The 24,269-nt window shown below is 50.6% G+C and carries 18 protein-coding genes; 4 read left to right on the top strand and 14 right to left on the bottom strand.

What is annotated here, in order from left to right:
- Positions 1 to 123: 123 nt before the first annotated feature.
- The gene (locus MKY48_RS03750; protein WP_339270139.1) at positions 124 to 960 is read right to left on the bottom strand and encodes a carbohydrate ABC transporter permease; all 837 of its coding nucleotides are present in this window, start codon (positions 958 to 960) and stop codon (positions 124 to 126) included.
- The gene (locus MKY48_RS03745; RefSeq protein WP_076326018.1) at positions 960 to 1,841 is read right to left on the bottom strand and encodes a sugar ABC transporter permease; all 882 of its coding nucleotides are present in this window, start codon (positions 1,839 to 1,841) and stop codon (positions 960 to 962) included. The genes MKY48_RS03750 and MKY48_RS03745 overlap by 1 nt, the downstream gene beginning before the upstream one ends.
- Before the next feature lie 154 nt (positions 1,842 to 1,995).
- Here MKY48_RS03745 and MKY48_RS03740 point away from each other — a divergent pair, with 154 nt between their 5' ends.
- From MKY48_RS03740 to MKY48_RS03730, 3 genes are all read left to right on the top strand, one after another.
- Positions 1,996 to 3,780, top strand: coding sequence for a sensor histidine kinase (locus tag MKY48_RS03740; RefSeq protein WP_339270137.1), 1,785 nt, complete (start codon positions 1,996 to 1,998; stop codon positions 3,778 to 3,780).
- Between the two features lies 1 nt (position 3,781).
- Positions 3,782 to 5,398 (top strand): response regulator, encoded by a 1,617-nt coding sequence (locus tag MKY48_RS03735; RefSeq protein WP_339270136.1) that lies wholly within the window; start codon positions 3,782 to 3,784, stop codon positions 5,396 to 5,398.
- A 95-nt stretch (positions 5,399 to 5,493) separates the two neighbouring features.
- Positions 5,494 to 6,258 (top strand): tryptophan-rich sensory protein, encoded by a 765-nt coding sequence (locus tag MKY48_RS03730; protein ID WP_339270134.1) that lies wholly within the window; start codon positions 5,494 to 5,496, stop codon positions 6,256 to 6,258.
- Positions 6,259 to 6,366: 108 nt separating this feature from the next.
- Here MKY48_RS03730 and MKY48_RS03725 read toward each other — a convergent pair whose 3' ends face one another.
- The 7 genes from MKY48_RS03725 to MKY48_RS03695 all read right to left on the bottom strand — a co-directional run bounded on the left by MKY48_RS03725 (position 6,367) and on the right by MKY48_RS03695 (position 12,638).
- On the bottom strand, positions 6,367 to 7,392 hold the full coding sequence (locus MKY48_RS03725; RefSeq protein ID WP_339270132.1) for a serine hydrolase domain-containing protein: 1,026 nt from the start codon (positions 7,390 to 7,392) through the stop codon (positions 6,367 to 6,369).
- 271 nt (positions 7,393 to 7,663) lie between these two features.
- Positions 7,664 to 8,044, bottom strand: a complete 381-nt coding sequence (locus MKY48_RS03720; RefSeq protein ID WP_213647915.1) for a RidA family protein — start codon at positions 8,042 to 8,044, stop codon at positions 7,664 to 7,666.
- Between the two features lie 68 nt (positions 8,045 to 8,112).
- On the bottom strand, positions 8,113 to 8,739 hold the full coding sequence (locus MKY48_RS03715; RefSeq protein ID WP_339273383.1) for an NAD(P)H-binding protein: 627 nt from the start codon (positions 8,737 to 8,739) through the stop codon (positions 8,113 to 8,115).
- 117 nt (positions 8,740 to 8,856) lie between these two features.
- Positions 8,857 to 10,143 carry an MFS transporter gene (locus tag MKY48_RS03710; RefSeq protein WP_339292297.1) on the bottom strand — a complete coding sequence of 429 codons (1,287 nt, stop codon included), beginning with the start codon at positions 10,141 to 10,143 and terminating at the stop codon, positions 8,857 to 8,859.
- A gap of 148 nt (positions 10,144 to 10,291) precedes the next feature.
- A complete protein-coding gene (locus MKY48_RS03705; protein ID WP_339270128.1) occupies positions 10,292 to 10,567 on the bottom strand; it encodes a hypothetical protein in 276 nt (91 codons plus the stop codon).
- A 32-nt stretch (positions 10,568 to 10,599) separates the two neighbouring features.
- Complete coding sequence (locus MKY48_RS03700; RefSeq protein ID WP_076326026.1) at positions 10,600 to 10,803, bottom strand: CsbD family protein; 204 nt, start codon at positions 10,801 to 10,803, stop codon at positions 10,600 to 10,602.
- A gap of 329 nt (positions 10,804 to 11,132) precedes the next feature.
- Complete coding sequence (locus MKY48_RS03695) at positions 11,133 to 12,638, bottom strand: HD domain-containing phosphohydrolase (RefSeq protein ID WP_076326030.1); 1,506 nt, start codon at positions 12,636 to 12,638, stop codon at positions 11,133 to 11,135.
- Positions 12,639 to 13,289: 651 nt separating this feature from the next.
- Between MKY48_RS03695 and MKY48_RS03690 the strand changes: the two genes are divergently transcribed.
- Positions 13,290 to 20,132 (top strand): WIAG-tail domain, encoded by a 6,843-nt coding sequence (locus tag MKY48_RS03690; protein ID WP_339292296.1) that lies wholly within the window; start codon positions 13,290 to 13,292, stop codon positions 20,130 to 20,132.
- An 87-nt stretch (positions 20,133 to 20,219) separates the two neighbouring features.
- On the opposite strand, the gene MKY48_RS03685 is transcribed toward MKY48_RS03690, so the two are convergent.
- The 5 genes from MKY48_RS03685 to MKY48_RS03665 form a co-directional block, all read right to left on the bottom strand.
- A complete protein-coding gene (locus MKY48_RS03685) occupies positions 20,220 to 20,969 on the bottom strand; it encodes an ABC transporter permease (protein WP_215163258.1) in 750 nt (249 codons plus the stop codon).
- Positions 20,970 to 21,731, bottom strand: a complete 762-nt coding sequence (locus tag MKY48_RS03680) for an ATP-binding cassette domain-containing protein (protein WP_076322210.1) — start codon at positions 21,729 to 21,731, stop codon at positions 20,970 to 20,972. It abuts the gene before it with no gap.
- Positions 21,732 to 21,900: 169 nt separating this feature from the next.
- On the bottom strand, positions 21,901 to 22,242 hold the full coding sequence (locus MKY48_RS03675) for a DUF1048 domain-containing protein (protein WP_076322211.1): 342 nt from the start codon (positions 22,240 to 22,242) through the stop codon (positions 21,901 to 21,903).
- A 70-nt stretch (positions 22,243 to 22,312) separates the two neighbouring features.
- Positions 22,313 to 22,633: a PadR family transcriptional regulator gene (locus tag MKY48_RS03670; RefSeq protein WP_076322212.1), complete on the bottom strand. Its 321-nt coding sequence runs from the start codon at positions 22,631 to 22,633 to the stop codon at positions 22,313 to 22,315.
- Between the two features lie 354 nt (positions 22,634 to 22,987).
- Positions 22,988 to 24,232 (bottom strand): MFS transporter, encoded by a 1,245-nt coding sequence (locus MKY48_RS03665; RefSeq protein ID WP_339270121.1) that lies wholly within the window; start codon positions 24,230 to 24,232, stop codon positions 22,988 to 22,990.
- Positions 24,233 to 24,269: the final 37 nt, after the last annotated feature.

Genomic DNA, 24,269 nt, shown 5'->3' with positions numbered 1-24,269 from the left:
TTTTTCTATAAATTGTGTGCAGCATTCATTGATAGCGTTTTCTTTTTCAGTATAATCAACCTTTTTTCGTTAAATCAGGTATTATATTGATCTTTGAGGGGGAGGGAATTGACCGATTGACGGCTATCCCTTCACCGCTCCTTGCGTGATGCCTTCAATGATGTATTTCTGCATGGCCAGGAAGAAAATAATGACCGGCATGATCCCCAGCACCAGCGCCGGAAGAGCCAAATCCCACTGCTTCGTATACTGCCCAAAAAAGGCAAAAGTAGCAATTGGAATGGTCCGAAGCTCTGCGGACTGCAGGATCAAGGATGGTAGCAGATAGTCATTCCAGATCCACAGGGTGTTCAGGATGATGACTGTAACGAACATCGGCTTCATCAGCGGGAATACCACCCGGAAGAAGACGCCGTATCCGCTGGATCCATCTACAGTTGCGGCTTCTTCGATCTCCATCGGAATCGATTTCACGAACCCATGGAACAGGAATACGCTCAGCGGAACTCCAAAGCCCAAGTAACAGATAATAAGTCCATACAAGCTGTTGTTAATCCCAAGCGTTGCCGTCACTTTCACGAGCGGAATCATGATCGATTGGAACGGAATGACCATCGCCGCCACAAACAGTGCAAACATGATCTGGTTAAATCGCGTGTTCCGGCGAACCATCTGGTAGGCGGTCATGGCACTTAACATCGCCAGCAGCAGATTGCTCGCAATCGTAACGACCAGCGAGTTCCAGAACGCCTGCGGAAAGTTGGTGATATCCCACGCCCGCGAATAGTTGCTCCATTCAAGAGTGGTCGGAAGCCCTGCTGAGTCCGTCAACAGATCGCCGAAGGTTTTGACGGAGTTCACGAACAGGAAGTAGAACGGGACCAGGAAGAGCAAGGCTACGATGATCATGATGATCTCGGTGGCCATGGTGTTCAGCCGGTATTTTCTCGTGGTCTCCATTACGCCTCAACCTCCTTGCTCTTCGTGAATCGAACCTGCAGACTTGTTATGATGGCAACCACGATGAAGAAGATGACTGCCTTCGCCGTTCCGAGTCCGAGACGGTTATTCGTATAAGCCTCGTTGTAAATATTCATGGCCACCGACTCCGTGGAACCGAACGGCCCGCCTTTAGTTAAGGATAGGTTCAAATCGAACATTTTGAAGGACCAGGAAATCGCCAGGAACAAACATACCGTAACCGCCGGCATGACAAGCGGGATAATAATGGACCGCAGGACCTGCCCTCTGCTCGCACCGTCAATTTCGGCAGCCTCCAGAATATCCTTCGGCACGTTGTTAAGTGAGGAGATGTAGATAACCATCAGGTAACCGGCCGTCTGCCAGACGAAAACGATTACAATTGCCCAGAAGGCAGTCCCCTTGGTGCCAAGCCACGGCAGGTTAAAGAATCCCAGGTTCGTGGCATTGCCGATCGCTGCAAACCCTTTGACAAAGATAAACTGCCATATGAAACCGAGCAGCAAGCCGCCGATCACGTTTGGCATGAAGAAGATCGTCCTGAGGATGTTTCGCGTCTTAAGCGGCTTGGTCAGGAAGTAAGCCAGTAAAAATCCGAGCAGATTCGTCAGGATGACGCCAAGCACCGTAAACCGGGTTGTGAACCAGAAGGCATCACGGAATTTATCATCATTGGTAAAGATGGTAACAAAATTATCAAAGCCGACAAAGTCGATTTTGCTTGACACGCCATTCCAGTTCGTGAAGGAATAATAAAGACCCAGAAGGAACGGAATGATCATGATCAGGATGAAAAAAATAGTGGAAGGTCCCACGAAAAGAAACTGCTGCAGCAGCGCCGAAGATTTTTTTCGATTCATCCCTTGATCTCCCCTTTTCGTTAAGTTGTTGTATGATGTACAGCCATTATGCGGTAACCTGTAAACAATAAACACGGAGAATCATGAACCGTTAGGTGTAAAATATTGACCATACGCGCTTATGCCCATTCGATAATCCAGGGGGTGATCCTTCATGAAATACCGCAGCATCCAGACCCGGCTGATCACGTTCATGCTCGCTGTCACTACCATTCCGCTCCTGCTCTCGCTATTCATTACTTTTACGCATACCCGCGAGTCCGTGAAGGAGCAGACGGTGAATGAAAATATACGGTTGATTTATCAAGGAGCGACCAATCTGATGAACTATTTGCGCGGCATCGACCGCGCCTCCCTGTCCGTATATTCCGATCCCCATTTTCTGCGCAATCTTGCTCTGGATCCCGATAATCACCGGGTTGTAGCCGAGCTATATACGACCTTGCAGGCCATTCAAACGGGCACGCAAGACGTGCATCAAATCTATCTGCACAATAATTTGACTGGACAGTCCACCCAAGTATCCAGCAATCTGCCTCGCAGGGAATTCCGACAGGCGCCCTATCACAAAATTGAAGAGTTCGGCACGGGCAATACGGCCATCGAGCCCGTCCATCAGGTGCACAGTTACGGGTTCCCACCGCGGCCTGCGGACATTCTGAATTTTGAAGTTTTCACCTTCTATCGATCCATCACCAACGTACCGTCACCCGACCAATATGCCCTTATGGCCATCGATGTGAAACTTGACAGTATTTTGGCTATTTGCGATCAGCTGTATGCTAAAGGGGAAGAACAGCTATACTTGATTGATGACAAGGGAAGCATCATCTACGGTCCGGATCCGCAGCAGAGAGGGCAACGTCTGGACGACCCTGTGCTTATGGGCAAAATCGCTCAAGCGGATCATGGATATTACGATGGCGCAGACGCGATGATCGTCTACGAGAAGCTGGATTTGCCCTATGCTCCCTGGACGCTAGTCAAACAAATCCCGCATCAAACGCTGTACAAACATTCGACAGAACTAACGAGCATTAACGCGATTATTGCGATATTAGCACTGTTCATTGTCATATTCGGCACGCTATGGATATCCATTCGGATTACAAAACCCATTAAACAACTCACAAGCTATATGAATCAGGTGAAAACCGGGCGGCTTGACGTGGATATTGAGGTTACAAGCCCGGATGAGATCGGGATTCTCTCCCGCCGCTTCCGAACCATGATGGACACCATCAACAACCTGATCCTGCGTGAGTACCGGCTGGAAATCGCCAATAAAACCAATCAGTTGAAGGCACTCCAAGCTCAGATCGATCCGCATTTCCTATACAATTCGCTTCAGTCGATTGGTACCTTGGCCCTGCAGCACAATGTGCCGCGAATCTATTCCCTGCTCTCTTCACTGGCGAATATGATGCGCTACAATATGCGCAACAGCGAGGGCAAAGTAACGCTCCAGGATGAGATCAACCATGTGCGGCTGTACCTTGAGCTGCAGAAGCAACGGTTCCGGGACCAACTGGACATCACATGGGATTTGGATCCGGAGAGCCTTACGGCTCCGGTTCCAAAAATGATCCTGCAGCCGATTGTCGAGAATTATTTCAAGCATGGCATGAATACACACGCCGGCGTCGGACATATATCCATATCTTCCCTCATCTCGGAAGATCTCCGCTTGATCGTCGTCGTTGAAAATAACGGGTCATCCATCGAAGAGGCCGAGCTCGCTTCGATTCGCAGCAAGCTTGCAACTGCTTACGGCCACCCTGACCGACACGATGCCGGCAATGATTCGATCGGGCTCTTAAACGTATTGATGCGTTTGAACTTATACTCCGACAACAAGGCTGGGTTAACGATAGAGAATGTAGTGCCACACGGCGTCAGGGTCACGCTCGATATCAACATATGGGAGAGTGAACAGTAGAATGAGAGTATTGATCGTAGATGACGAACAGCATGTGCGGGAGGCTATAGGGCTCCTGGCAGACTGGGAGCGGCATGGAATCACGGAAATCGATCAGGCCGCTGACGGTGAGGAAGCGGTGCGCTTAATCGAGGAGAACAAACCGCAAATTGTCATGACCGACATGCGAATGCCCCGCAAAAACGGACTGGAGCTGCTCACCTGGCTGCATAACACGAAACCGGATATTAAAGTGCTCGTCATTAGCGGATATGATGATTTTGAATATGTACGTCATACGATCCGTTCGGGAGGCATTGACTATATTCTCAAGCCCGTTGAACCGGACAGCTTGAACGAGGCACTGACCAAAGCGGTTCAAACCTGGCAGCTCGAGGAAGAGAAACGGCAGCAGATTACCAATCAGAATATCGAAATGAATCAGATGACCCCTTTCTATATGGACCGCCTGCTCTCGGATCTAGTTAACGGCTATGGCAACAAGGACAGCGTGGTTTCTCAATTGCGGAACCGGATGACGCTGCCAGTAACCAGCATGGTCTATAATGTTGCGGTGCTACGCGATGATCAATTTGACGAAGCTTTGCTGTCCAAATTCCGCAACAGGCGCCATCTGTTATCCTTCACGCTCATTAATATTTGCAATGAGCTGTTAATGGATCAGGGGGTTGCCTTTCGACATATCGACAAACCCGGGGAAATCATTATTCTCTGTTGGAATCCGCGGCTTCCCTTTAACGACGTACTGGATCGAATAAATGACGGGTTCTTCTCTACCCTTCGCAGGCGGAGCCATTTCGGTGCCGCCAAAGCAGGCGCCTTTCCCGACGATCTGCCGAAGGCTTATCTAAATGCCGTCCAAGCCTTATACAGCCGCAATTTATTAACCGGCAAATGCCGTATTCATCGCGAACGTGCCGTTGAAAGCGAAGGCTCGCGCACCCTGCGGCTCTCCTCCTACGAGGAGAAATTCAAGCTGGCTGCACTCAGCGGGAGTAAGGAACGCATCGAGACAGCCACGGAAGAGTGGCTGCAGGATGTTCGGGAGAGGGATCTCGTATCGCCTGAGCATCTGGCAAGGTGGAATTCAGAATGGGACTGGATTCAGTATCACTGGACGGAAAATGAGGTAAGCAGCACGCAAGAACCCGTCGAAGACGCTGAAATCTCGCAAGACCCTCCCTTCCCGCTTCCTTACAGCGAGGATGGCATGATCTGCTGGGATCGCTGGCGCGAACAGATCAGCGGAAGGCTTTATGCGGCATCCCGCGTTCTTACTCAGATTCATTCCAAGGACAATCATATCATTCATGACATTGCCCGCTATTTGGAGCAGCACTATCATGAGGAGATTTCACTTCAGCAAATTGCGGGGAAGTTCTTTCTTAGCAGGGAATACATTTCGCGCAAATTCAAGCAGGAATTCGGTGTGACGCTATCGGATTTTCTCGGGAGGATTCGAATCGACAAGGCTAAAACGCTGCTGCTCAATCCCCAGATCCGGATCGCCCAAATCGCGGAGATGGTCGGTTACCAGGATGAGAAGTATTTCAGCAAAGTGTTCAAGAAGATGGAGGGGTTCACGCCCAACGAATACCGCAAGAAACATATGAGTTAAGTGAAGGGCCGGTGCCCCTTTCTTAGCTGCTGGCTCGATATTCATTCTTTTGGGTATATTCTATATATTCCAGACTGATATCAGGAGGAGATTATATGTACCGCAACAACCCGTACCGCTGGTGGAATCTGCTGTTTTTCGCCGGGGTAATCGCCATGAATGTGTTATCAGGCATGCTGCCGCTTGGCGGCAGAACAACCGGGGAGATATCGGATATGTATTATACGGCGATCACCCCCGCAGGATATGCCTTTTCCATATGGTCCGTCATCTATGTGCTGCTGTTCTTTTTTGTCATCTACCAGCTGCGTCGTGATACCGGAAACCGCGATTCCGTAAGATCCATCGGACCATGGTTTATACTTAGCTGTGTATTTAATATGGCGTGGCTTGTATTGTGGCACTATTTGTATATTGAATGGTCTGTCGTGATGATGTTCTTACTGCTGTTAACCCTGTGGGTTCTGTATGTGCGTACGCATACGATAGATTATCCGACGACAGGCGAGAAGTTCTGTCTGAAATTGCCGTTCAGCCTATATATCGGCTGGGTGTGCCCTGCCTTTATCGTCAATGTCGGGATCGTGTTTCAGAAGAATGACTGGAGCCTCTTTGGCCTGCGCGAGACCACTTTGGGGATTGTGCTGCTCTGTATTGGTGCATTACTCGCCATATTGATCGGTCAACGTTACCGGGACAGCATCGTGCCGCTGGTCTTCACCTGGGCTTACATCGCCATCGCAGCCGAGCACCGGGAGACCGACAGCATCTTAATGACCGCCTTTGTACTCTCTATCGTCCTGCTTGTATATGCCATATGGCTCTTCTTTACGCGCAATCGGAGAAGATCCCGGTATTAAACCGAGACCGGATCTTACGCAAAAGAGAAGTTTCTTGCTTTCGATTCGCTTCCTACTCGATCAAACGTAAAGACTGTTGTTGATCTAATCCAAGGGGTTGAAAGGGTTCTATTCCATTGATCTTTGAATATCTCCTATAATCCCCTTGGATTGATGAACACCCAGATCTGTATTTGTCATGATTATGATCCCCTTCCCTGAATACGGCCGCATGGTCATCATGCATTGAAATCCTACACCCCATCCGAGTGATGAAACCTCAACCTCTTGATCAGACTCACCCAAAAAAACACCCAGCCCGGTCCATTCCTTGCTGCATTGAGGAGTAATCCATTCCTTCGCTCTATCCTCGGATAACCCTATTCTGCTTCTGCCATTTAAAGAATCCATGAATTCAATCGCCAAGATGGCTAGATCGGATGGTGTGGTCCATAAACCGGATGCTGCCGCGTAGGGGTACATCGGATATTTGCCCTGAACTAACTCCCCGTTCTTGTTATGGCCACATGATAACTGTCCGCTTATGGATTGGGAAATGGTCGGATTCAGTATACTGTCCTTCATATTTAACGGTTCAAATACCTGCTCCTTCATCAGCACCTGAAATGGCTTACGAGACACGTCTTCGATCAGCAATTGAATGATGCAAAAACCGGCATCCGAGTATGCAAATTCACTCCCGGGCTCATATGTGACACGAATCGCTTCATTGCAATATGGCGTCCTTCCCTCCAACAGTTCTACCATAGAAGGGAAACCATGCGCGGAGTCCCATTCGCCAAAACTGCCTTCAGGATCCATGATTCCCGACTGATGGCACAATAATGTTCGGAGGGTCACTTTGCTATGCCGGGTGAATTCGTTCTCTGGAACTTTCCAGGTGGTAAGTTTAACATTAACATCTTCATCCAAATCCAGCAGCCCTTGACCAACCAGCTTCATAACGAGCATCGAGGTAACGAATTTACTGATCGAACAAGCATTAAATATTGAATGTCCGGTTACCATGTTGCCGGTTCCAGCTTCCAAAGTGCCGTAGCTTTCTGCCACCCGAATATGACCTTCAGCAATCCGTGCCATGCTTAAACCGGATACCTGATATTGCTCCATCCATTCTCGAATATTCTTATTCATATTAGGCTCCATCCCCAAGATATCCCCTCCCTATTATTAGTTTGACCTATATACTTGCTTCTCCGTTTATTATAGAACGTAGGTTCGTATTACTCAATGTGCACGATCTCCAATAAACATAAGAAAAACGTCCATCGACGTACTTTCTCAGAAGACAGGAAGTTTTTCTTGCGAGATAAGGATGCTGAGCCTCGGATCTTTATACTTTCTTGTCTCTTAAAAAAGGAGCTTTGCCAATGCAGGCAAAGCTCCTTTTTACATTGATAATCGCTTATTGCTTAACGGCGATGACCTCAATCTCAACCAGTCCGTCCTTCGGCAAACGAGCAACCTCAACGGCGCTGCGTGCTGGGTATGGCTCGGAGAAGAAGCTGCCGTACACTTCGTTCACCGCTGCAAAATCGTTCATATCCTTCAAAAATACGGTGGTTTTCACCACGTGGTCGAGGCTTGTCCCGGCTGCTTCAAGAATCGCCTTTACGTTGTTGAGCGACAACTTCGCTTGCTCCTGAACCCCTTCACCGAATTCCCCTGTTTCCGGATTCAATCCCAGTTGGCCTGAAGTATACACAAATCCATTGATTTCAACAGCTTGGCTGTATGGTCCGATAGCTCCAGGGGCTTTGTTGGTCGATATGATATGTTTACTCATGTTTTGTCACCCTTTCTATGTATTCCTATCTGTGTACATTGTAATCTGCCACAGGTACTCTGGCAAATTTAATCGGCAGCCTCGCCGAGAACATGGATGACTTCATTGGTATACACATGGTGGCCTTTCATATCCGTTAAGCCGATATTCACCATCGACTTGGCTACTTTTCTCGCAGGTATAGCCCGGTATGGGGCCAGCTTCGGACCTTTGAATGCAAAGTCGAGGGAAGTCATGAGAACCGATGCCACCCGCTCTCCAAACCGCCACTCGGGCCGCTCGCCCAGCAGTAATGACGGTCTGAACAGATGCAGCCCCCAAAAACCAATCTTCGCCAGCTTCTCTTCAACCTCTCCCTTGGTCCGAAGATAAAAATTACGCACCTTCGGATTGGCGCCTGCGGAGCTGACCGCCATAAATTGTCTTACCCCGTGCCGCTTAGCCAGCTCCGCTGTCTTGATGACATAGTCCACATCCACTTTATGGAACTGCTGCTGGGAACCGGCCCTTTTGATCGTTGTTCCCAGGCAGCAATACACGCTATGGACGCCGGAAAAAGCTTCGCTATATCGATCTAGCTGATCCCATTCCACCAGAATAGGCAACAGCTTGGGATGCGCAACATCAGGAAGTCTTCGTACCAGCACGCGGACCTCCTCCACCTCCTCACGGCCCAGCAGTTCTTCGGCTACCATACGACCCACAAGCCCTGTGGCCCCGACTACGAGTGCAACCACTCCACCTCACACCCTCCCTCAATTCATGATATGAAATATGAATAACATGAAAGGCCTCTGCAGCCTGCCGCTCTTCTAAGCAGCACGAAGCACTCTCCGCCCCACCGTCAAAGCAATGAGCACCATCAGCAGGCCCACTGTGGTTTGGAAGCCATATCGGGCTACCCAGTCCGGTGCATCTGCGATCCTTTTGAATATGAACCCGCCCAGCACGGGACCTAGAAAAGAGGTAAACCCCGTGATGGCGGAGTATACGGCGATAAACATTGGTCGTTCGCTTTTCGGCGTATCCCCGATCATAAAGTTAAAGGCAAGCTGGTTAAAGCCACCTACGCCGGCACCAAGCAGCATATGAGACAGCAGCAGCACCGGAATCATGGGCAGGACGGACAGCAAGCCCCATGTCAAGCATGACCCCGCAATTAGCGGCAATGTCCAATAGAGCAAGGTTCTGTTGCGGTAGCGCGCATTCAAATTCCCCCATACGTAGAAACCGATCATCATGATCACGGTCTGTGCAACGGTCATAATGGATACGACCGAATACGAGATATGCAGGATGTCCAGCATGGCATACGAGTAGAGCGGAACAATCAACGTCTGCAGAAAGAGCCAGCCCGCCAGAAACAGTGTAGATTTGATAAATGTGGTATCCGACAGCGGCTTTCGGATCATCGCCTTAAACTGACGCTCGCTCGAGTGCTCGAAGGGAGGGTCAGGGTATAAAAAGAATAAGGATAAGTTCGAAGCAATGGCGATCCAAGAGATGATGAACAGAATAAGAAAGCCCCCGCCGCCGGGAACACGGTCCAGGATGATCCCGCCAACAAACAGGGTCAAGGCGCCGAGCGCATTCAAGATGGTATTACGTATGCCAAAATAACGTCCCCGGACCTTGGACGGCACCATATCGCTGATCAGCGAGGTCCAGAGCATACCGGATACGGTATTGGCAATAAAGGCGGCCATATAGAGGATCATAAACACCGGAATCCACCATCGTTCCGGGAAGATCAACGGGATGATCCCCGTGGCCCCCCACAAAATGCGGTGCATAAAGGTGAAGACAATCATCGCCTTCTTGCGGTACTGCAGGCGCTGGATCAGGTACGCAACCAGAATCTGAAGTACGTTGAACAGCGTAGTGACAGCCAGAACAAACCCAACCTCACTGGATTCCGCACCTAAGTACAATAAATACCCTGTCAAGAAGGGACCGCCCAACAGTGTCTGCAAGATGACAGCCGGCACCCCTTCCCATGTGGCCGTCATCAAATGTTTACGCTGATGCGAAACCTGTTTGTGCGGCTTGTGAATAACCTGGACAGCCTTGATGGTGATACACTCCTTCGATGACTTCAAATGGGCTGATCATACTTCCTTTTGACCCCATTCTACACCGCATCGGACCCAAGTCAATATGACTTTTTAAATATAAAACTCACATGAATTTCTCATGGCGCATAACCTGAACATCCAAGCATAAAAAGACAAAAAAAAAGAGCGCAAATCAGGCTCGATTTGCACTCTTTCTCCAAGCGGTTATGAAGCTGGTCAGCGGTTTCCACTCCCTGCGGAGCCGGCCGGAGGATTCGGCCGTTTCCTCCGCCATAAGCCCCGCGGTGGACAATGCCGCCTGCTGACTGTCTGCGACAGGGAGAACTTCCTCATTCATCATCTCATAGTATCCCAAATGATAGGTGCTGACCATGTCTCCGTGTAAGGTAAACACCTTGCCGTCACGAATATCGATCACCTTGCCGGTCACAACCCGGGATTCCAACATGATTCGTTCTGCCTCCCTTATCTTCCTCAAGACTAGTCGCGGTATCTTGAACTCCAATCCGTATATTCACGCTCCGCCGCATCCTTCGTATGTCCGTAGCGTTCCTGCAGCTTGCCAACCAATTTATCTTTCTCGCCGTCGATCACATCAAGATCGTCATCCGTCAATTTGCCCCATTGCTTCTTCGCTTCACCCTTCATCTGTTTCCATTTCCCTTTAAATACGTTGCTATCCATAAATATCAGCTCCTCTTAGAGTAATGAATGATGAAATGTAGAATTGCCTGTACTTGTGTATACCCCGTAGAAGTTTCTCTGAATCCTGGCAAACGATGTCATCACGATGAGACGGTATGCGACTCACCAGATGATATGATATCCATATTTCATTCATCTCTAGCCAACTGGCAGAAGCAGCATGAAAATCGCAACACTTGTCTGGCTGCCCTGGGGTCCAGTGATATGTTAACGACAGCCACACAAAAAAGAGGCCGTTTACCTGCAAGGTACGGTCTCCTTCTTATTCCTATTCCACAGACCCAGCTGCGATTCCCTGCTTGTCACCTCTAGCGGATCGTAATGACCTTCTTCTCCGCTTTCATATATTTAACGAACATGCCCGCATAATCGGGATCCCACTGGGTTCCCCTACCGGCTTCTAATATGTTCAAGGCATCAACGGATTTCATGCCGCTGCGGTAGGGCCGATCCGACGTCATGGCATCATAGGCATCGGCAACAGCAATAATCCGGCCAAACAGCGGGATTTCCTTCCCCTTCAACCCATCAGGATATCCGCCCCCGTCATAACGCTCATGATGGGATCGCACTCCCTCCAGATAAGGCGCCATCGCATCGGCAGGCTCGATCTGCAGCAGAATGTTCTCTCCTTGAGCCGGGTGGGCCTTTACCTGATCGAACTCCTCTGCCGTCAGCTTTCCTTCCTTCAGCAAAATGTTGTCCCGGACCCCGATTTTACCGATATCATGCAGCAATGCCGTCTTGTGCAAAAGATCAACCTGCACTTCGCTGAGTCCCGCCAGCTGGCCGATTAATACCGAGTATTCCGCCACCCGAAGCGAATGTCCTGCTGTGTAAGGATCTCTGGCATCCAGCGCCGCTGCCAGGGCAGCAAAGTAGCTGTCCAGCAGCTTGCGGTTCCGCTCCTCCCGCACCTGCAGACCGCGAACCATCATATTGAAACCAGCGATCAAATTGGAAAATTCATCGGAATAGAGATTGGAGGTCTGGATCAGACGTCCTTCCTTAATCTCATTCATCGCCCGGTACAGCTGCCGGATCGGCCGCTGTAAATCCTGGGTCAAGAGCCAAGCGCCGATATAAGCAAAACCGACACCCAGCAGCAATATAAATCCCGCCCAACCCCAGTACTGCTGAGCTACAATCTGACTGAGCCCCTCCAGGCGGATCTGCACCGCTAGACTGAACAGAAACAGCGGAAAGGTGCCGATCAGCATCGTGCTCAGCAGAAACTTCGTCCGAATCGCCATGAATACATGGCCCTCAAGGGAAAAATCCACGCCATATCGCGACAACGCCTGCCGCCGGATCTCCTTGATCAGCGGACGGATAGCAGCAATCGTCAGGAAGAATTCGATCATGGCATGACAGCTGGCTAGCAAGACCGCCCCCAGGCAAGCCAGCCATATATAGAACGGCGGAAAATTCAGTTTTCCCTGCTCCATCATCCAAACCGTAAGCAGTATAGCCGGAAGTGACAAACCGAGCAGATGAGGTCCGAATATGCGGTATACCACCATACGCGGCATGCGGTGTATACTCAAATATGCTTTTTCCAACGTTTCCAAATCCGTATGGCCTTCATCAAAGCCCGCGTGAATCGGTCGTAAATACCGAAGAAAGACGGTCAGCTCCGACGCCATCATCACCATGAACGAAATAGCCAGTATGACCACAAGACGCGCGCCTTCCTCAAAAGGAATTTCCAGAGTTGTTACCATTAATACGCCACCCACAACAAGCACAGCTGCAATGGACCCGATCATATAGTTCCGGATTAGCTGTTTAAGAAAAGACTTATACAGTTGCATGGAACGCCTACTTTCATTAACAGATAATAAACATCGGCAAGGCAGGTGTGAATCCGAACGTATTCGACATGATGCTACAAGCTTAAGAGCCCAACAGCAGAATTTGCAAGAAAAAACTGTTAATATGAATATCGTTGGATTTCCAGAAAAAATCAAGCGTTTTTGCATAACATTCTAATATACATTTGAATATCTTTGCTTATTGCGAGCAACTGTGCTATAATAAGTAATTGTTACATGAAGTTTAACCCCGTTAGTTCCTCGAAACATGGTTATTTACATCTCTGTTGAAGTGCAAATTCCTATTTTATGACCCTAGAGTATGAGTTTTATGGAACGGATTTCTGATTCACACTGGCGCGGTCATCGGAGCCGCAAGGACGAAAGAGAGGCAGGGCTTTTGTCGTTTTAGAAGCAAAGATTCTTGAAAATACTTCAAATACGGAACCGACTGTACAGCCGTTATCGGCCGTCAGGGGTTAAATTTTATATGTGCTTTTTAGCGCTCAATCAAGGACTCGGCCTTTGGCCGGGTCCTTTTCCATGTTACGCTGCCCTTTCGTGTGTCGAATCCCAAAAGACCAGTGACAGCCGCCTAAACGGCTGCATATGATACCGAAGACGATGAGTATTCGGAAGGAGCGTGTTGTTTTGAAGAAAAAGAAGAAAAGCCCATCATCTTCCTCTTCCCAGCCCTACAGGGTAGATCCCACTACAAGGGAATTCGATCTGCTTGAGCGAAATAAAGGACGCAGCCACAAAAAAGATAAAGATGCCCATATCCTCTCAGCAGCAACCATTATGGATCTGGATGAGGATCTTATCGGCCTCATGGAATTAAAACAAGAAGAAAACAAAGAAAATAAAGAAAACACCCCACTATCGACTTCTGACGAAGAGGCTATCATACCTACAGAAGATGCTGTAGCCGCTGAACCCCCGACCATGCCTAACGATCCCCCATCCCTTCCAGAGATGGAGAACGAGCATGTGCAGTTGATTTTGGAAAAGGAAATGCCTGAAATTAAGGGCGCATTCATATATACAGAGGACATAGGGGAATATGCGGTAACCGAAAGCCGGATCGCTTCGAGAGCTGTCACAGCATCCAAGCTGTCACGTGGTGCCGTCGGACCTGAAGCTATACAGGATTACAGCATCACTAGTCTGCACCTTGCCGATGAATCTGTAACTTCCGGAAAAATCGCACCATTATCAGTCACAGGAGAACATTTGATGGATGGCATCTTATCTACGCGCAAGTTTCGGGACGGTTCCGTAAATGCTAGCAAGATCAAGGATGGTAGTGTAACTTCACAAAAACTGGCAGACCACGCCGTGGTCAGCGACAAAATCGCAGATGGGGCTATTACTGCACGTCATCTGCAACAGCTCCTCGTGACAAGCGACCTGCTCGAAGACCAATCGGTTCAAGGGGACAAAATCGCATCCAGCGCCGTAGAAACCCGACATCTCGCTAATGAGAGCGTCCATAGCTCCAAGATTGCAGAGGATGCAGTCACTTCAACCAAAATCCGTGACGAAGCCGTAACAGGCAAAAAAATCGCCGATGACACCATCTCAGGTTCTCACATAAAACCGCAAAGCATCGAAAGCAAACATTTGACCAGCGAGGCCGTAACTGCGAAGCACATTGCTGCCGGCAGCATCGGGCCAGGCCTAATTGCAGACGGTGCCATCAACGCCGGGCATATTAAAGAAGGCTCGCTCAGCTCCCGACATTTAGCGGACAGAGCCATAGGATCAGAGCAAATCCAGCCCGGCTCCATCGGTTCCGATCAGATCAACATCAACGCTGTATCCGCCCGCCATCTGTCTGATTCCAGTGTCACCAGTTCCAAGCTTGCCGATCAATCCGTCCACACGGTAAAGCTGGTTGAACAAGCGGTTACGGCTTCGAAAATCGCGGATCAGAGCATACTCCCTAACAAAATTGCCAATGAAGCCGTTCAAACACGCCATTTGGCTAAGGGTGCGGTAGAATCGGATCAGATTGCATCGGATGCCATTCAAACCCGGCATCTCGCTGCGGATACTGTAAATGCAGAGCATATTGCAGAGGGCAGCATCTTACCTCAGCATTTCGCGCCTCAGAGCGTCATAGGGCGTGCCATTCAGCCCAAAACGATCGCAGAACAACATCTGGCAGACGGAGCGATCGGGAAGCAGCATCTTCAGCCTGCATCCGTCGGCGAAGAGATGCTGGCACCCGAAAGCGTGACCAGCCAAAAGCTTGCGCTTGGATCGGTTGGCGGAGCCATTATTGCTAAACATGGCGTAACCTCCGGAAATATTGCCAGCGAAGCCATTCAACAGCAGCACTTGTCAGCAGGCAGTGTAGGTGCTGAAGCCCTGCAAAATGGTGCGGTTCGCGAGCCGCATCTGACCGATGGCTCTGTGGCCAGCCGCCATCTGCAGAAGGGAAGCGTACGGTCACAAGCGCTCGCCCAGGGAGCGGTAACAACAGATAAAATTGCTGCAGGCAGCATTGTGGAGTCCTCAATCGGCGATGGGGTCATTGCACCACGACATTTGGGGGACCATGCGGTAACCTCGCTGAAGCTGTCTCCGGAAAGCGTGTCCACGGATAAATTGACAGACCTGGCTGTAACTTCAAATAAACTAGCTGAGAGCAGTGTCTCCGCTGGCAAAATAGCTCCAAAAGCGGTTCAATCCACTCACTTCTCGCCGTATTCGGTAACTTCAGAAGCGATTCAGAATAAGGCCGTTACTTCGGAGAAAATTGCTCCGCAAGCTGTAGAGGGCGCGCATCTGGGACTGGAATCCATCCTGGGCAAACATATCGTGCAGGAAGCCATTCATGGCTATCACTTGAAGAAAAAATCCATCACGTTAAGCCATCTGGCTGACGAAAGCCGCTCTGCAGAAGCGTTGTTTGCAGACGGCAGCATCCCGGGCGTAAAAATCAGATCACAATCCATTTCAGAAGCCCATCTCTCGCCTTCGTCGGTCTCGGGAACCGCATTGCAAGCGAATGCCGTGAGCGGCGATAAGATCAAGCCTCTCTCCATTTCAGCAGTGCATCTGCAAGAAGCGAGCGTCCAGTCTGACCACCTGGGCGTGGATATTGTCAAATCACAGCATATGGATGAAGGATCTGTGACCGGCCGCCATCTTGCTTCCGGCTCTGTCACTGCCCGGCACATTCAAGCCGAGAGCATAGAATCCGCACATATTACAAACGGCGCCGTCCTTCCTGAGCATGTCGCCGGAGAATCGATCCAGAGCGGACATATCGCCGAAGGTGCTGTGAGCTCCAAGCATGTTGAATTGTTCTCGATTCAGAGCCATCATTTGGCGCCGTACTCGGTCAACGCAGCACATCTAGGAAATCAGTCTGTCGGTCATGTCCACCTGCAGCCGGACAGTGTTGGCGTCGATCATTTACAGCCGGGGGCCGTTAAATCGAGGCAGTTGGCGGAGGGCGCCGTTCTTCCCCATCACCTGCAAATTTCTAGCATCGGTTCGCAGCATATCGAAGCCAGTGCAATCACAACGGAACATGTGCAGGACCGTGGAATTACGGGAAGTAAGATTGCGAAGGAGACGATATCCGGTACTCACGTTGCGAACGGCTCTCTCACAGGAGCTCAAATTGCCGATGGGACCATCGGCAGCCGGCATCTCGGACCGGATGCCTTCGATAACTTCACCCTAGACGAAGGATCGGTTACTGGCAGCATGATTGCGGGGGCTTCCATCACCGCCGAACACGTTGCGGATGGTTCGCTCACAGGCGTGCAGATTGCCGAAGGCTCACTGACTGGTGCGCAAATTGCTGACGGAGCCATCGGCAGCCGGCATCTCGGACCAGATGCCTTCAACAACTTCTCGTTAGCCGATGGATCCATTGACGGCAGCAAGATTGCTAAGGCTTCCATCACCGCCGAACACGTTGCGAACGGCTCTCTCACAGGAGCTCAAATTGCCGATGGGACCATCGGCAGCCGGCATCTCGGACCGGATGCCTTCGATAACTTTACCCTAGATGAAGGATCGGTGACCAGCAGCATGATTGCGGAGGCTTCCATCACCGCCGAACACGTTGCGGATGGTTCGCTCACAGGCGTGCAGATTGCCGAAGGCTCACTGACTGGTGCGCAAATTGCTGACGGAGCCATCGGCAGACAGCACCTAGGACCGGATGCCTTCGATAACTTCACTCTAGATGAGGGATCGGTGACCGGCAGCAACATTGCTAAGGCTTCCATCACCGCCGAACACGTTGCGGATGGTTCGCTCACAGGCGTGCAGATTGCCGAAGGCTCACTGACTGGTGCGCAAATTGCTGACGGAGCCATCGGCAGACAACACCTAGGACCGGATGCCTTCGATAACTTCACTCTAGATGAGGGATCGGTGACCGGCAGCAACATTGCTAAGGCTTCCATCACCGCCGAACACGTTGCGGATGGTTCGCTCACAGGCGTGCAGATTGCCGAAGGCTCACTGACTGGTGCGCAAATTGCTGACGGAGCCATCGGCAGACAACACCTAGGACCGGATGCCTTCGATAACTTCACTCTAGATGAGGGATCGGTGACCGGCAGCAACATTGCTAAGGCTTCCATCACCGCCGAACACGTTGCGGATGGTTCGCTCACAGGCGTGCAGATTGCCGAAGGCTCACTGACTGGTGCGCAAATTGCTGACGGAGCCATCGGCAGACAACACCTAGGACCGGATGCCTTCGATAACTTCACTCTAGATGAGGGATCGGTGACCGGCAGCAACATTGCTAAGGCTTCCATCACCGCCGAACACGTTGCGGATGGTTCGCTCATGGGCGTGCAGATTGCCGAAGGCTCACTGACTGGTGCGCAAATTGCTGACGGAGCCATCGGCAGACAGCACCTAGGACCAGATGCCTTCGATAACTTTACCCTAGACGAGGGATCGGTGACCGGTAGCAACATTGCTAAGGCTTCCATCACCGCCGAACACGTTGCGGATGGTTCGCTCACAGGCGTGCAGATTGCCGAAGGCTCACTGACTGGTGCGCAAATTGCTGACGGAGCCATCGGCAGACAACACCTAGGACCGGATGCCTTCGATAACTTCTCGTTAGCCGATGGATCCATTGACGGCAGCAAGATTGCTAAGGCTTCCATCACTGGCACGCATGTTGCTGAAGGTTCCCTGACTGGTGCGCAAATTGCCAACGGGGCGATCGGCAGCCAGCATCTCGGTCCGGATGCCTTCAACGACTTCACATTAGCCGAAGGCTCCATTGACGGCAGCAAGATTGCTAATGCCTCCATTACTGGCGCTCACGTTGTAGATAGTTCGCTCACAGGCACGCAGATTGCCGACGGAACTATCGGCAGCAAGCACCTGGGACCAGATGCCTTCAATAGCTTTTCGTTAACTGATGGATCGGTGACAGGCAGCAAGATTGCTAAGGCCTCCATCACAGGATCGCACGTTGCTAACGGCTCACTGACTGGTGCGCAGATTGCTGACGGAACTATTAGCAGCAAGCACCTCGGACCGGATGCCTTCAATAGCTTTTCGTTAACTGATGGATCGGTGACAGGCAACAAGATTGCGGAGGATTCCATCACCGGCAAGCATGTTGCTGACGGCTCACTGACTGGTGCGCAGATTGCTGACGGAGCTATCGGCAGCAAACATCTCGGTCCAGATGCCTTCGATAACTTCTCGTTAGCCGATGGCTCCATTGACGGCAGCAAGATTGCGGAGGATTCCATCACTGGATCGCACGTTGTAGATGGTTCGCTCACGGGCGCGCAAATTGCTGATGGCTCCCTGACTGGCGCACAAATTGCCGACGGAACTATTAGCAGCAAGCACCTCGGACCGGATGTCTTCAACGACTTCTCGTTAGCCGAAGGTTCCATTGGCGGCAGCAAGATTGCTAAGGCCTCCATCACAGGATCGCACGTTGCTGACGGCGCCCTGACTGGTGCACAGATTGCAGATGGAACTATTAGCAGCAAGCACCTCGGACCGGATGTCTTCAACGACTTCTCGTTAGCCGAAGGTTCCATTGGCGGCAGCAAGATTGCTAAGGCCTCCATCACAGGATCGCACGTTGCTGACGGCGCCCTGACTGGTGCACAGATTGCAGATGGAACTATTAGCAGCAAGCACCTCGGACCGGATGCCTTCGATAACTTCTCGTTAGCTGATGGCTCCATTAACGGCAGCAAGATTGCGGAGGATTCCATCACTGGATCGCACGTTGTAGATGGTTCGCTCACGGGCGCGCAAATTGCCGACGGAACTATTAGCAGCAAGCACCTCGGACCAGATGCCTTCGATAACTTCTCGTTAGCTGATGGCTCCATTAACGGCAGCAAGATTGCGGAGGATTCCATCACTAGCGCGCACATTGCTGATGGCTCCCTGACAGGCGCACAAATTGCCGACGGAACTATCGGCAGCAAGCACCTCGGTCCGGATGCCTTCGATAACTTCTCGTTAGCCGATGGCTCCATTAACGGCAGCAAGATTGCGGAGGATTCCATCACTGGATCGCACGTTGTAGATGGTTCGCTCACGGGCGCGCAAATTGCCGACGGAACTATCGGCAGCAAGCACCTCGGACCAGATGCCTTCGATAACTTCTCTTTAGCTGATGGCTCCATTGACGGCAGCAAGATTGCGGATGCCTCCATCACCGGCAAGCATGTTGCTGACGGCTCCCTGACTGGTGCGCAGATTGCTGACGGAACTATTAGCAGCAAGCACCTCGGACCGGATGTCTTCAACGACTTCTCGTTAGCCAAAGGTTCCATTGGCGGCAGCAAGATTGCTAAGGCCTCCATCACAGGATCGCACGTTGCTAACGGCTCCCTGACTGGCGCGCAAATTGCCGACGGAACTATCGGCAGCAAGCACCTCGGACCAGATGCCTTCGATAACTTCTCGTTAGCTGATGGCTCCATTGACGGCAGCAAGATTGCGGATGCCTCCATCACCGGCGCTCACGTTGCCGACGCCTCACTCACAGGCGCGCAAATTGCCAATGGAACTATCAGCAGCAAGCATCTCGGTCCGGATGCCTTCAACGACTTCACCTTAGCCGAAGGCTCCATTGATAGCGATAAGCTTGCAAACGGCGCCGTCACAAGCACCCATCTGGCCGAAGGAGCCGTTACCGGACAACAATTGGCTAAAGGCGCAGTAACGGAAGAACATTTATGCTTTACGCCAGTGCGCAGCACACCTGGCCAGCCGAAGCTGCAGCAATTCGGCATGACGCCATTTGTATTTGGAGCTGAGACGTTAACCGAGGTAACCGTCCAATTCGAGGAAGCCTTTGGTGGGATCAACTATATCATTGTGGGGATGAGCAACAATCCTGGCTTCCAAATCTCTCTGAAATCCCAGCGCGAGGATACCGCCGTCCTTGAAGTGAGCCGCCAGCCTAACTGCAATCTCGCCTATGGTTTCATGTCCTGGATTGCGATCGGTCCTTCACGGTAACACCATAGCATTCCAAAAGAGGCCCTCCCCTGGGTAACACGGGAGGGCCTCTGTTACGTCAATTTCTCCACATTCCCAATGGGTTACTTACCCTAACTGGCGTTTAAATGTTTTACTGGCGAAGAAGTAAGCGATGACCATGATGCCGACACACCAGGCAAGCGCGATCCAGATATCGTTGCCAACCGTCCCTTCATATAAGAGGGCACGAATCGCATTCACGATTGAAGTCACGGGCTGGTTCTCAGCAAACGCACGGACAATTTTAGGCATGGTTTCGGTGGGGACAAAGGCCGAACTAATAAACGGCAGGAAAATTAGCGGGTACGAGTAGGCTGTCGCCCCTTCCATAGACCCCGCTGTCAATCCGGGAATGACCGCCAGCCATGTCAGCGCCAGCGTAAACAACCCGAGTATCCCAGCTACTGCGAGCCAATCCAGGATATCGGCGCCGGAGCGGAAGCCCATCAAGAGCGCGACGAGGAAAACCACCACGACAGTAAGCGCATTGGAAACAAGTGAGGTCAATACGTGAGCCCACAATACCGACGAGCGCTTGATCGGCATGGTAATGAAACGCGCCATCAACCCACTCTTTACATCCGTAAACAGCCGCAAGGAAGTGTAAGCAACGCCGGATGCGATAGCCATCAGCAAAATTCCCGGCAATAAATAATTGACGTAATTGTCCGTACCTGTCTCTATGGCGCCGCCAAATACGTAGACAAACAGCAGCATCATCATAATCGGCGTAATCGCCACCGTGATAATTGTGTCCGGGCTGCGCATGATGTTTCGCATTAAACGCCCTAGTAACACCCCTGTTTTGCTTTTCATTTACATCGCCTCCTTGTTGCCGATGATCGCGAGGAAAATTTCCTCCAATGTCGGCTGCTTCTCAATGTACTCCACTTTGGCTGGCGGGAACATCTCTTTGAGTTCGGTAAGGGTACCGGTCGTGATGATTTTTCCGCCATGCAGAATGGCGATGCGGTCCGCCAGTTGTTCGGCTTCCTCTAGGTACTGGGTCGTCAGCAAGATGGTCGTGCCGCCGCCGGCAAGCTCCTTGACGGTATTCCAGACCTCAATCCGCGCTTCGGGGTCAAGCCCTGTCGTCGGTTCGTCGAGAAAAATGACGGCCGGTGTCCCGATCAGGCTCATGGCGATGTCAAGCCGGCGCTTCATCCCGCCGGAATATTTATCTGCCCGGCGGCTAGCCGCATCGGTCAGGCTGAATCTTGCAAGCAGATCGTCGGCGACTTGAGCTGGATTGGAAACTCCCCGCATCTTGGCAATCATCATCAGGTTTTCCCGCCCGGTAAGCATGCCGTCTAAAGCTGCGAACTGCCCTGTCAGGCTGATGCTCTGGCGAACATGATCCGGTTGACGCTGGACGTCAAAGCCGCAAATACCTACTTGGCCGCCATCGAGCTTCATCAGCGTTGAGAGAATGTTGACTGTCGTTGTCTTGCCTGCTCCATTTGAGCCCAGCAGCGCGAAAATTTCCCCACGCCGCACTTCAAAATCCACCCCCTTTAAAACTTCCTTGTCTTTAAAGGATTTTTTTAACCCTTTTACAGAAATCGCTGCATTCCTCATATTTTTTCCTCCTCATAATTAGCGCCTTGCGGAGCTAGGTTGCCTGCACCCAACTATTTAGTATTACTGATAATCTGTATAACTTACTACCGGGTTAAAAATTAACTGAATAGCGAAGGTGGCAATTCACATTAGTAACCAGCTAATCAGTCGGTATGATCTATTGAATTTATTTTTTACCCAATCGGTTCATGATACTCTGATTCAAATCTTCCCGATACTTGGCTACATAGGTTTTAGCGTTTGCTACTAGTTCGTCAGCAAAGGACGCCACGTCTTCCCCGGTGATTTCCAGCACTTGTCTGCCTTCAGCTGCTCCGGCTTCGAACAACTCGATTAATTCATACTGCATGTGCAGCATATCCATCCCGTTGCCCGCTGAGAAATTCCACATGTAGTTTTGAATTTTCTTAAATACAAACTGGTAGTCCTCAGGCAGGGCTTCAACCCGTGCCATCATCATTTTGTACTCTTTTTTATCACCAATCATTTTTTTGAACATTTCCAACATATAATTTTCCTCCTTTTATATAAAGCGGAACAAGGCACTCCAAAAATATCGGACGGAATATCTTATGAGGCTAGATTGACTTCAAGACGTTGATTTTTGATGATAAGAAATCCCACCTTTCCCAAAACGATTCAAGCTCCTGGCGGCCAGCCTCATTAAGTGAGTAAAACTTGCGCGGAGGCCCCATGTCTGACGGTTTCTTTTCAATGTTCACCAGCTTTTTCTTTTCTAACCGCACGAGTATGGTGTAGACCGTTCCTTCCACGACTTCGGTAAACCCAAGCTCGTTCAGACGGCGGGTAATCTCGTAACCATAGGTTTCACGGCGGCTGATGATTTCCAGCACACAGCCTTCCAGCGAACCCTTCAGCATTTCAGTTAAATTTTCCATATTCGAAAGCCTCCTCTATTTCGCCCTCCCCTACTTAGTATTACCTATATTCAGTATAACATAGTACCGAAGGAAATTTTTACTTAATAGCGTTTGGAAAAACACACTATTAAGTATTACTCATTACACGTACATTGTAATACTGAGTAGCAGGGGGTGTCAACAACTTCTTTAAAATATTTTTGCAACCTCATTGTTCAGTGATGTCGGTATTCAGTGTGACCTACTACAGGTATATCGTAATACGTAGTAGATGGATTGTCAACCGGATTTCCAAATATTTTCAAACTAGTATCGCCCCGCGATTTATGCATGCAAAAAAGACGAGCTTTAAGCTCGCCTTTTGTTTATTGATTATCCGATCCGTCCTTGTTCAAGCCCCTCCCCTAACTCCGGCAATCTCGTTCGTATCCGTAATGCGTAACATCCCGAGATGAACAATACCGTGGCAGCGATGATGTACGTAGCCCGAACGCCGAATTCATCGGTTATGAACCCAAACAACAGGGTGGATAATCCGAATACCAGCGAAACAAGCGCGCTTTGAGCTGCGTACACTTTTGGCAATACATGGACAGATACGCCCCGCTGCAGTGTAGTCTGAAGCGAGACTGCCTTAAGCTGTTCAAAAACGCCGAAGCCTGCCGAGAACACCAGGGCCAGCCAAGGCACCGAGGTCAATCCAAAACCGAACGTCATGATACTAATGCCGAAGGAAGAGCAGATGACGAACTTGCGGATGTTGCGGTCGATCAGCCCCGCGTTTCTCATTCCAAACAGTCCACCCAGCATGAGTCCTAGGAAAAAGCTTGCGTTGATATATCCCCACCATGCCTCCTCCCTGTGCAGCACATCGGCTACATACACGTAGATGGTCGCTGCGATCCAAATCACGCCCGCCATCGTCTCCAATACATAAATCACATGAATTGCCCGAAGAGAAGGCTGTTTCCAAATGAGTGTCCAGCCTTCCTGAATGGAGCGCCAATTCGAAACGTGAGCCTTCTCTTTCTGTTCCTGGGTGGATTCATGCCGATCCTCTATAAGCTTCATGAAGACTGCGGCGGCGAGGGCTAGGGCAAAGGTCAGCCATATTACGTTGCTTCCGCCCAAGACTACGACCAGCAGTCCCCCAACGGCCCAGCCCCCCAGTTGAATTAGCTGCTCCACGATGGCAACAAAGCTATTCGCTTTCGTCAGCTCGGTGGCATCCACCAGACGCGGCAGCATGGCATGGCTTGCAGGTGCAGCCCAGCCATCAAGCAAAGAGATGAGGAATACGAATCCGAGGATCGCATAGACCGTCACCTCCTGCTCTCCCAGCACATAGTAGGTCATTAACAATAGGAACAACACGGCCGTTTTCCCGATTTGCGACGAAGCAAGCAGCGACTTGAGGCTGTATTTATCCATCAACACGGGCGCAAAGCTCCCGCTTATAAACCGTGCCATCGTCGTGACAAAAGGTATCATGGCCATCAACATGGCGGATCCCGTAATCCCATAGATAATTGCCATCAGGCCGACAATGTAAAACAAATCGCCGCTATTGGCGAGCGCCTGACCTATCCAGAGATACCGAAAAGATTTCCTCTTCATCTTTCTACCCCAATTCTGTATTTAGTTGTGTTGGTTA

The sequence above is a fragment of the Paenibacillus sp. FSL W8-0187 genome, assembly GCF_037969755.1.
In the GTDB taxonomy this organism is placed as follows: Bacteria; Bacillota; Bacilli; order Paenibacillales; family Paenibacillaceae; genus Paenibacillus_AQ.
The sequence above is the reverse complement of the archived record's forward strand: the minus strand, read 5'-3'. Positions and strand labels throughout refer to the sequence as shown.

What these genes read in the sequence shown, in the direction of transcription:
- MKY48_RS03750 (WP_339270139.1), bottom strand. Translation starts at nt 960, where the DNA reads ATGGAGACCACGAGAAAATACCGGCTGAACACCATGGCCACCGAGATC.
- MKY48_RS03745 (WP_076326018.1), bottom strand. Translation starts at nt 1,841, where the DNA reads ATGAATCGAAAAAAATCTTCGGCGCTGCTGCAGCAGTTTCTTTTCGTG.
- MKY48_RS03740 (WP_339270137.1), top strand. Translation starts at nt 1,996, where the DNA reads ATGAAATACCGCAGCATCCAGACCCGGCTGATCACGTTCATGCTCGCT.
- MKY48_RS03735 (WP_339270136.1), top strand. Translation starts at nt 3,782, where the DNA reads ATGAGAGTATTGATCGTAGATGACGAACAGCATGTGCGGGAGGCTATA.
- MKY48_RS03730 (WP_339270134.1), top strand. Translation starts at nt 5,494, where the DNA reads ATGTACCGCAACAACCCGTACCGCTGGTGGAATCTGCTGTTTTTCGCC.
- MKY48_RS03725 (WP_339270132.1), bottom strand. Translation starts at nt 7,392, where the DNA reads ATGAATAAGAATATTCGAGAATGGATGGAGCAATATCAGGTATCCGGT.
- MKY48_RS03720 (WP_213647915.1), bottom strand. Translation starts at nt 8,044, where the DNA reads ATGAGTAAACATATCATATCGACCAACAAAGCCCCTGGAGCTATCGGA.
- MKY48_RS03715 (WP_339273383.1), bottom strand. Translation starts at nt 8,739, where the DNA reads ATGGTAGCCGAAGAACTGCTGGGCCGTGAGGAGGTGGAGGAGGTCCGC.
- MKY48_RS03705 (WP_339270128.1), bottom strand. Translation starts at nt 10,567, where the DNA reads ATGTTGGAATCCCGGGTTGTGACCGGCAAGGTGATCGATATTCGTGAC.
- MKY48_RS03700 (WP_076326026.1), bottom strand. Translation starts at nt 10,803, where the DNA reads ATGGATAGCAACGTATTTAAAGGGAAATGGAAACAGATGAAGGGTGAA.
- MKY48_RS03695 (WP_076326030.1), bottom strand. Translation starts at nt 12,638, where the DNA reads ATGCAACTGTATAAGTCTTTTCTTAAACAGCTAATCCGGAACTATATG.
- MKY48_RS03685 (WP_215163258.1), bottom strand. Translation starts at nt 20,969, where the DNA reads ATGAAAAGCAAAACAGGGGTGTTACTAGGGCGTTTAATGCGAAACATC.
- MKY48_RS03680 (WP_076322210.1), bottom strand. Translation starts at nt 21,731, where the DNA reads ATGAGGAATGCAGCGATTTCTGTAAAAGGGTTAAAAAAATCCTTTAAA.
- MKY48_RS03675 (WP_076322211.1), bottom strand. Translation starts at nt 22,242, where the DNA reads ATGTTGGAAATGTTCAAAAAAATGATTGGTGATAAAAAAGAGTACAAA.
- MKY48_RS03670 (WP_076322212.1), bottom strand. Translation starts at nt 22,633, where the DNA reads ATGGAAAATTTAACTGAAATGCTGAAGGGTTCGCTGGAAGGCTGTGTG.
- MKY48_RS03665 (WP_339270121.1), bottom strand. Translation starts at nt 24,232, where the DNA reads ATGAAGAGGAAATCTTTTCGGTATCTCTGGATAGGTCAGGCGCTCGCC.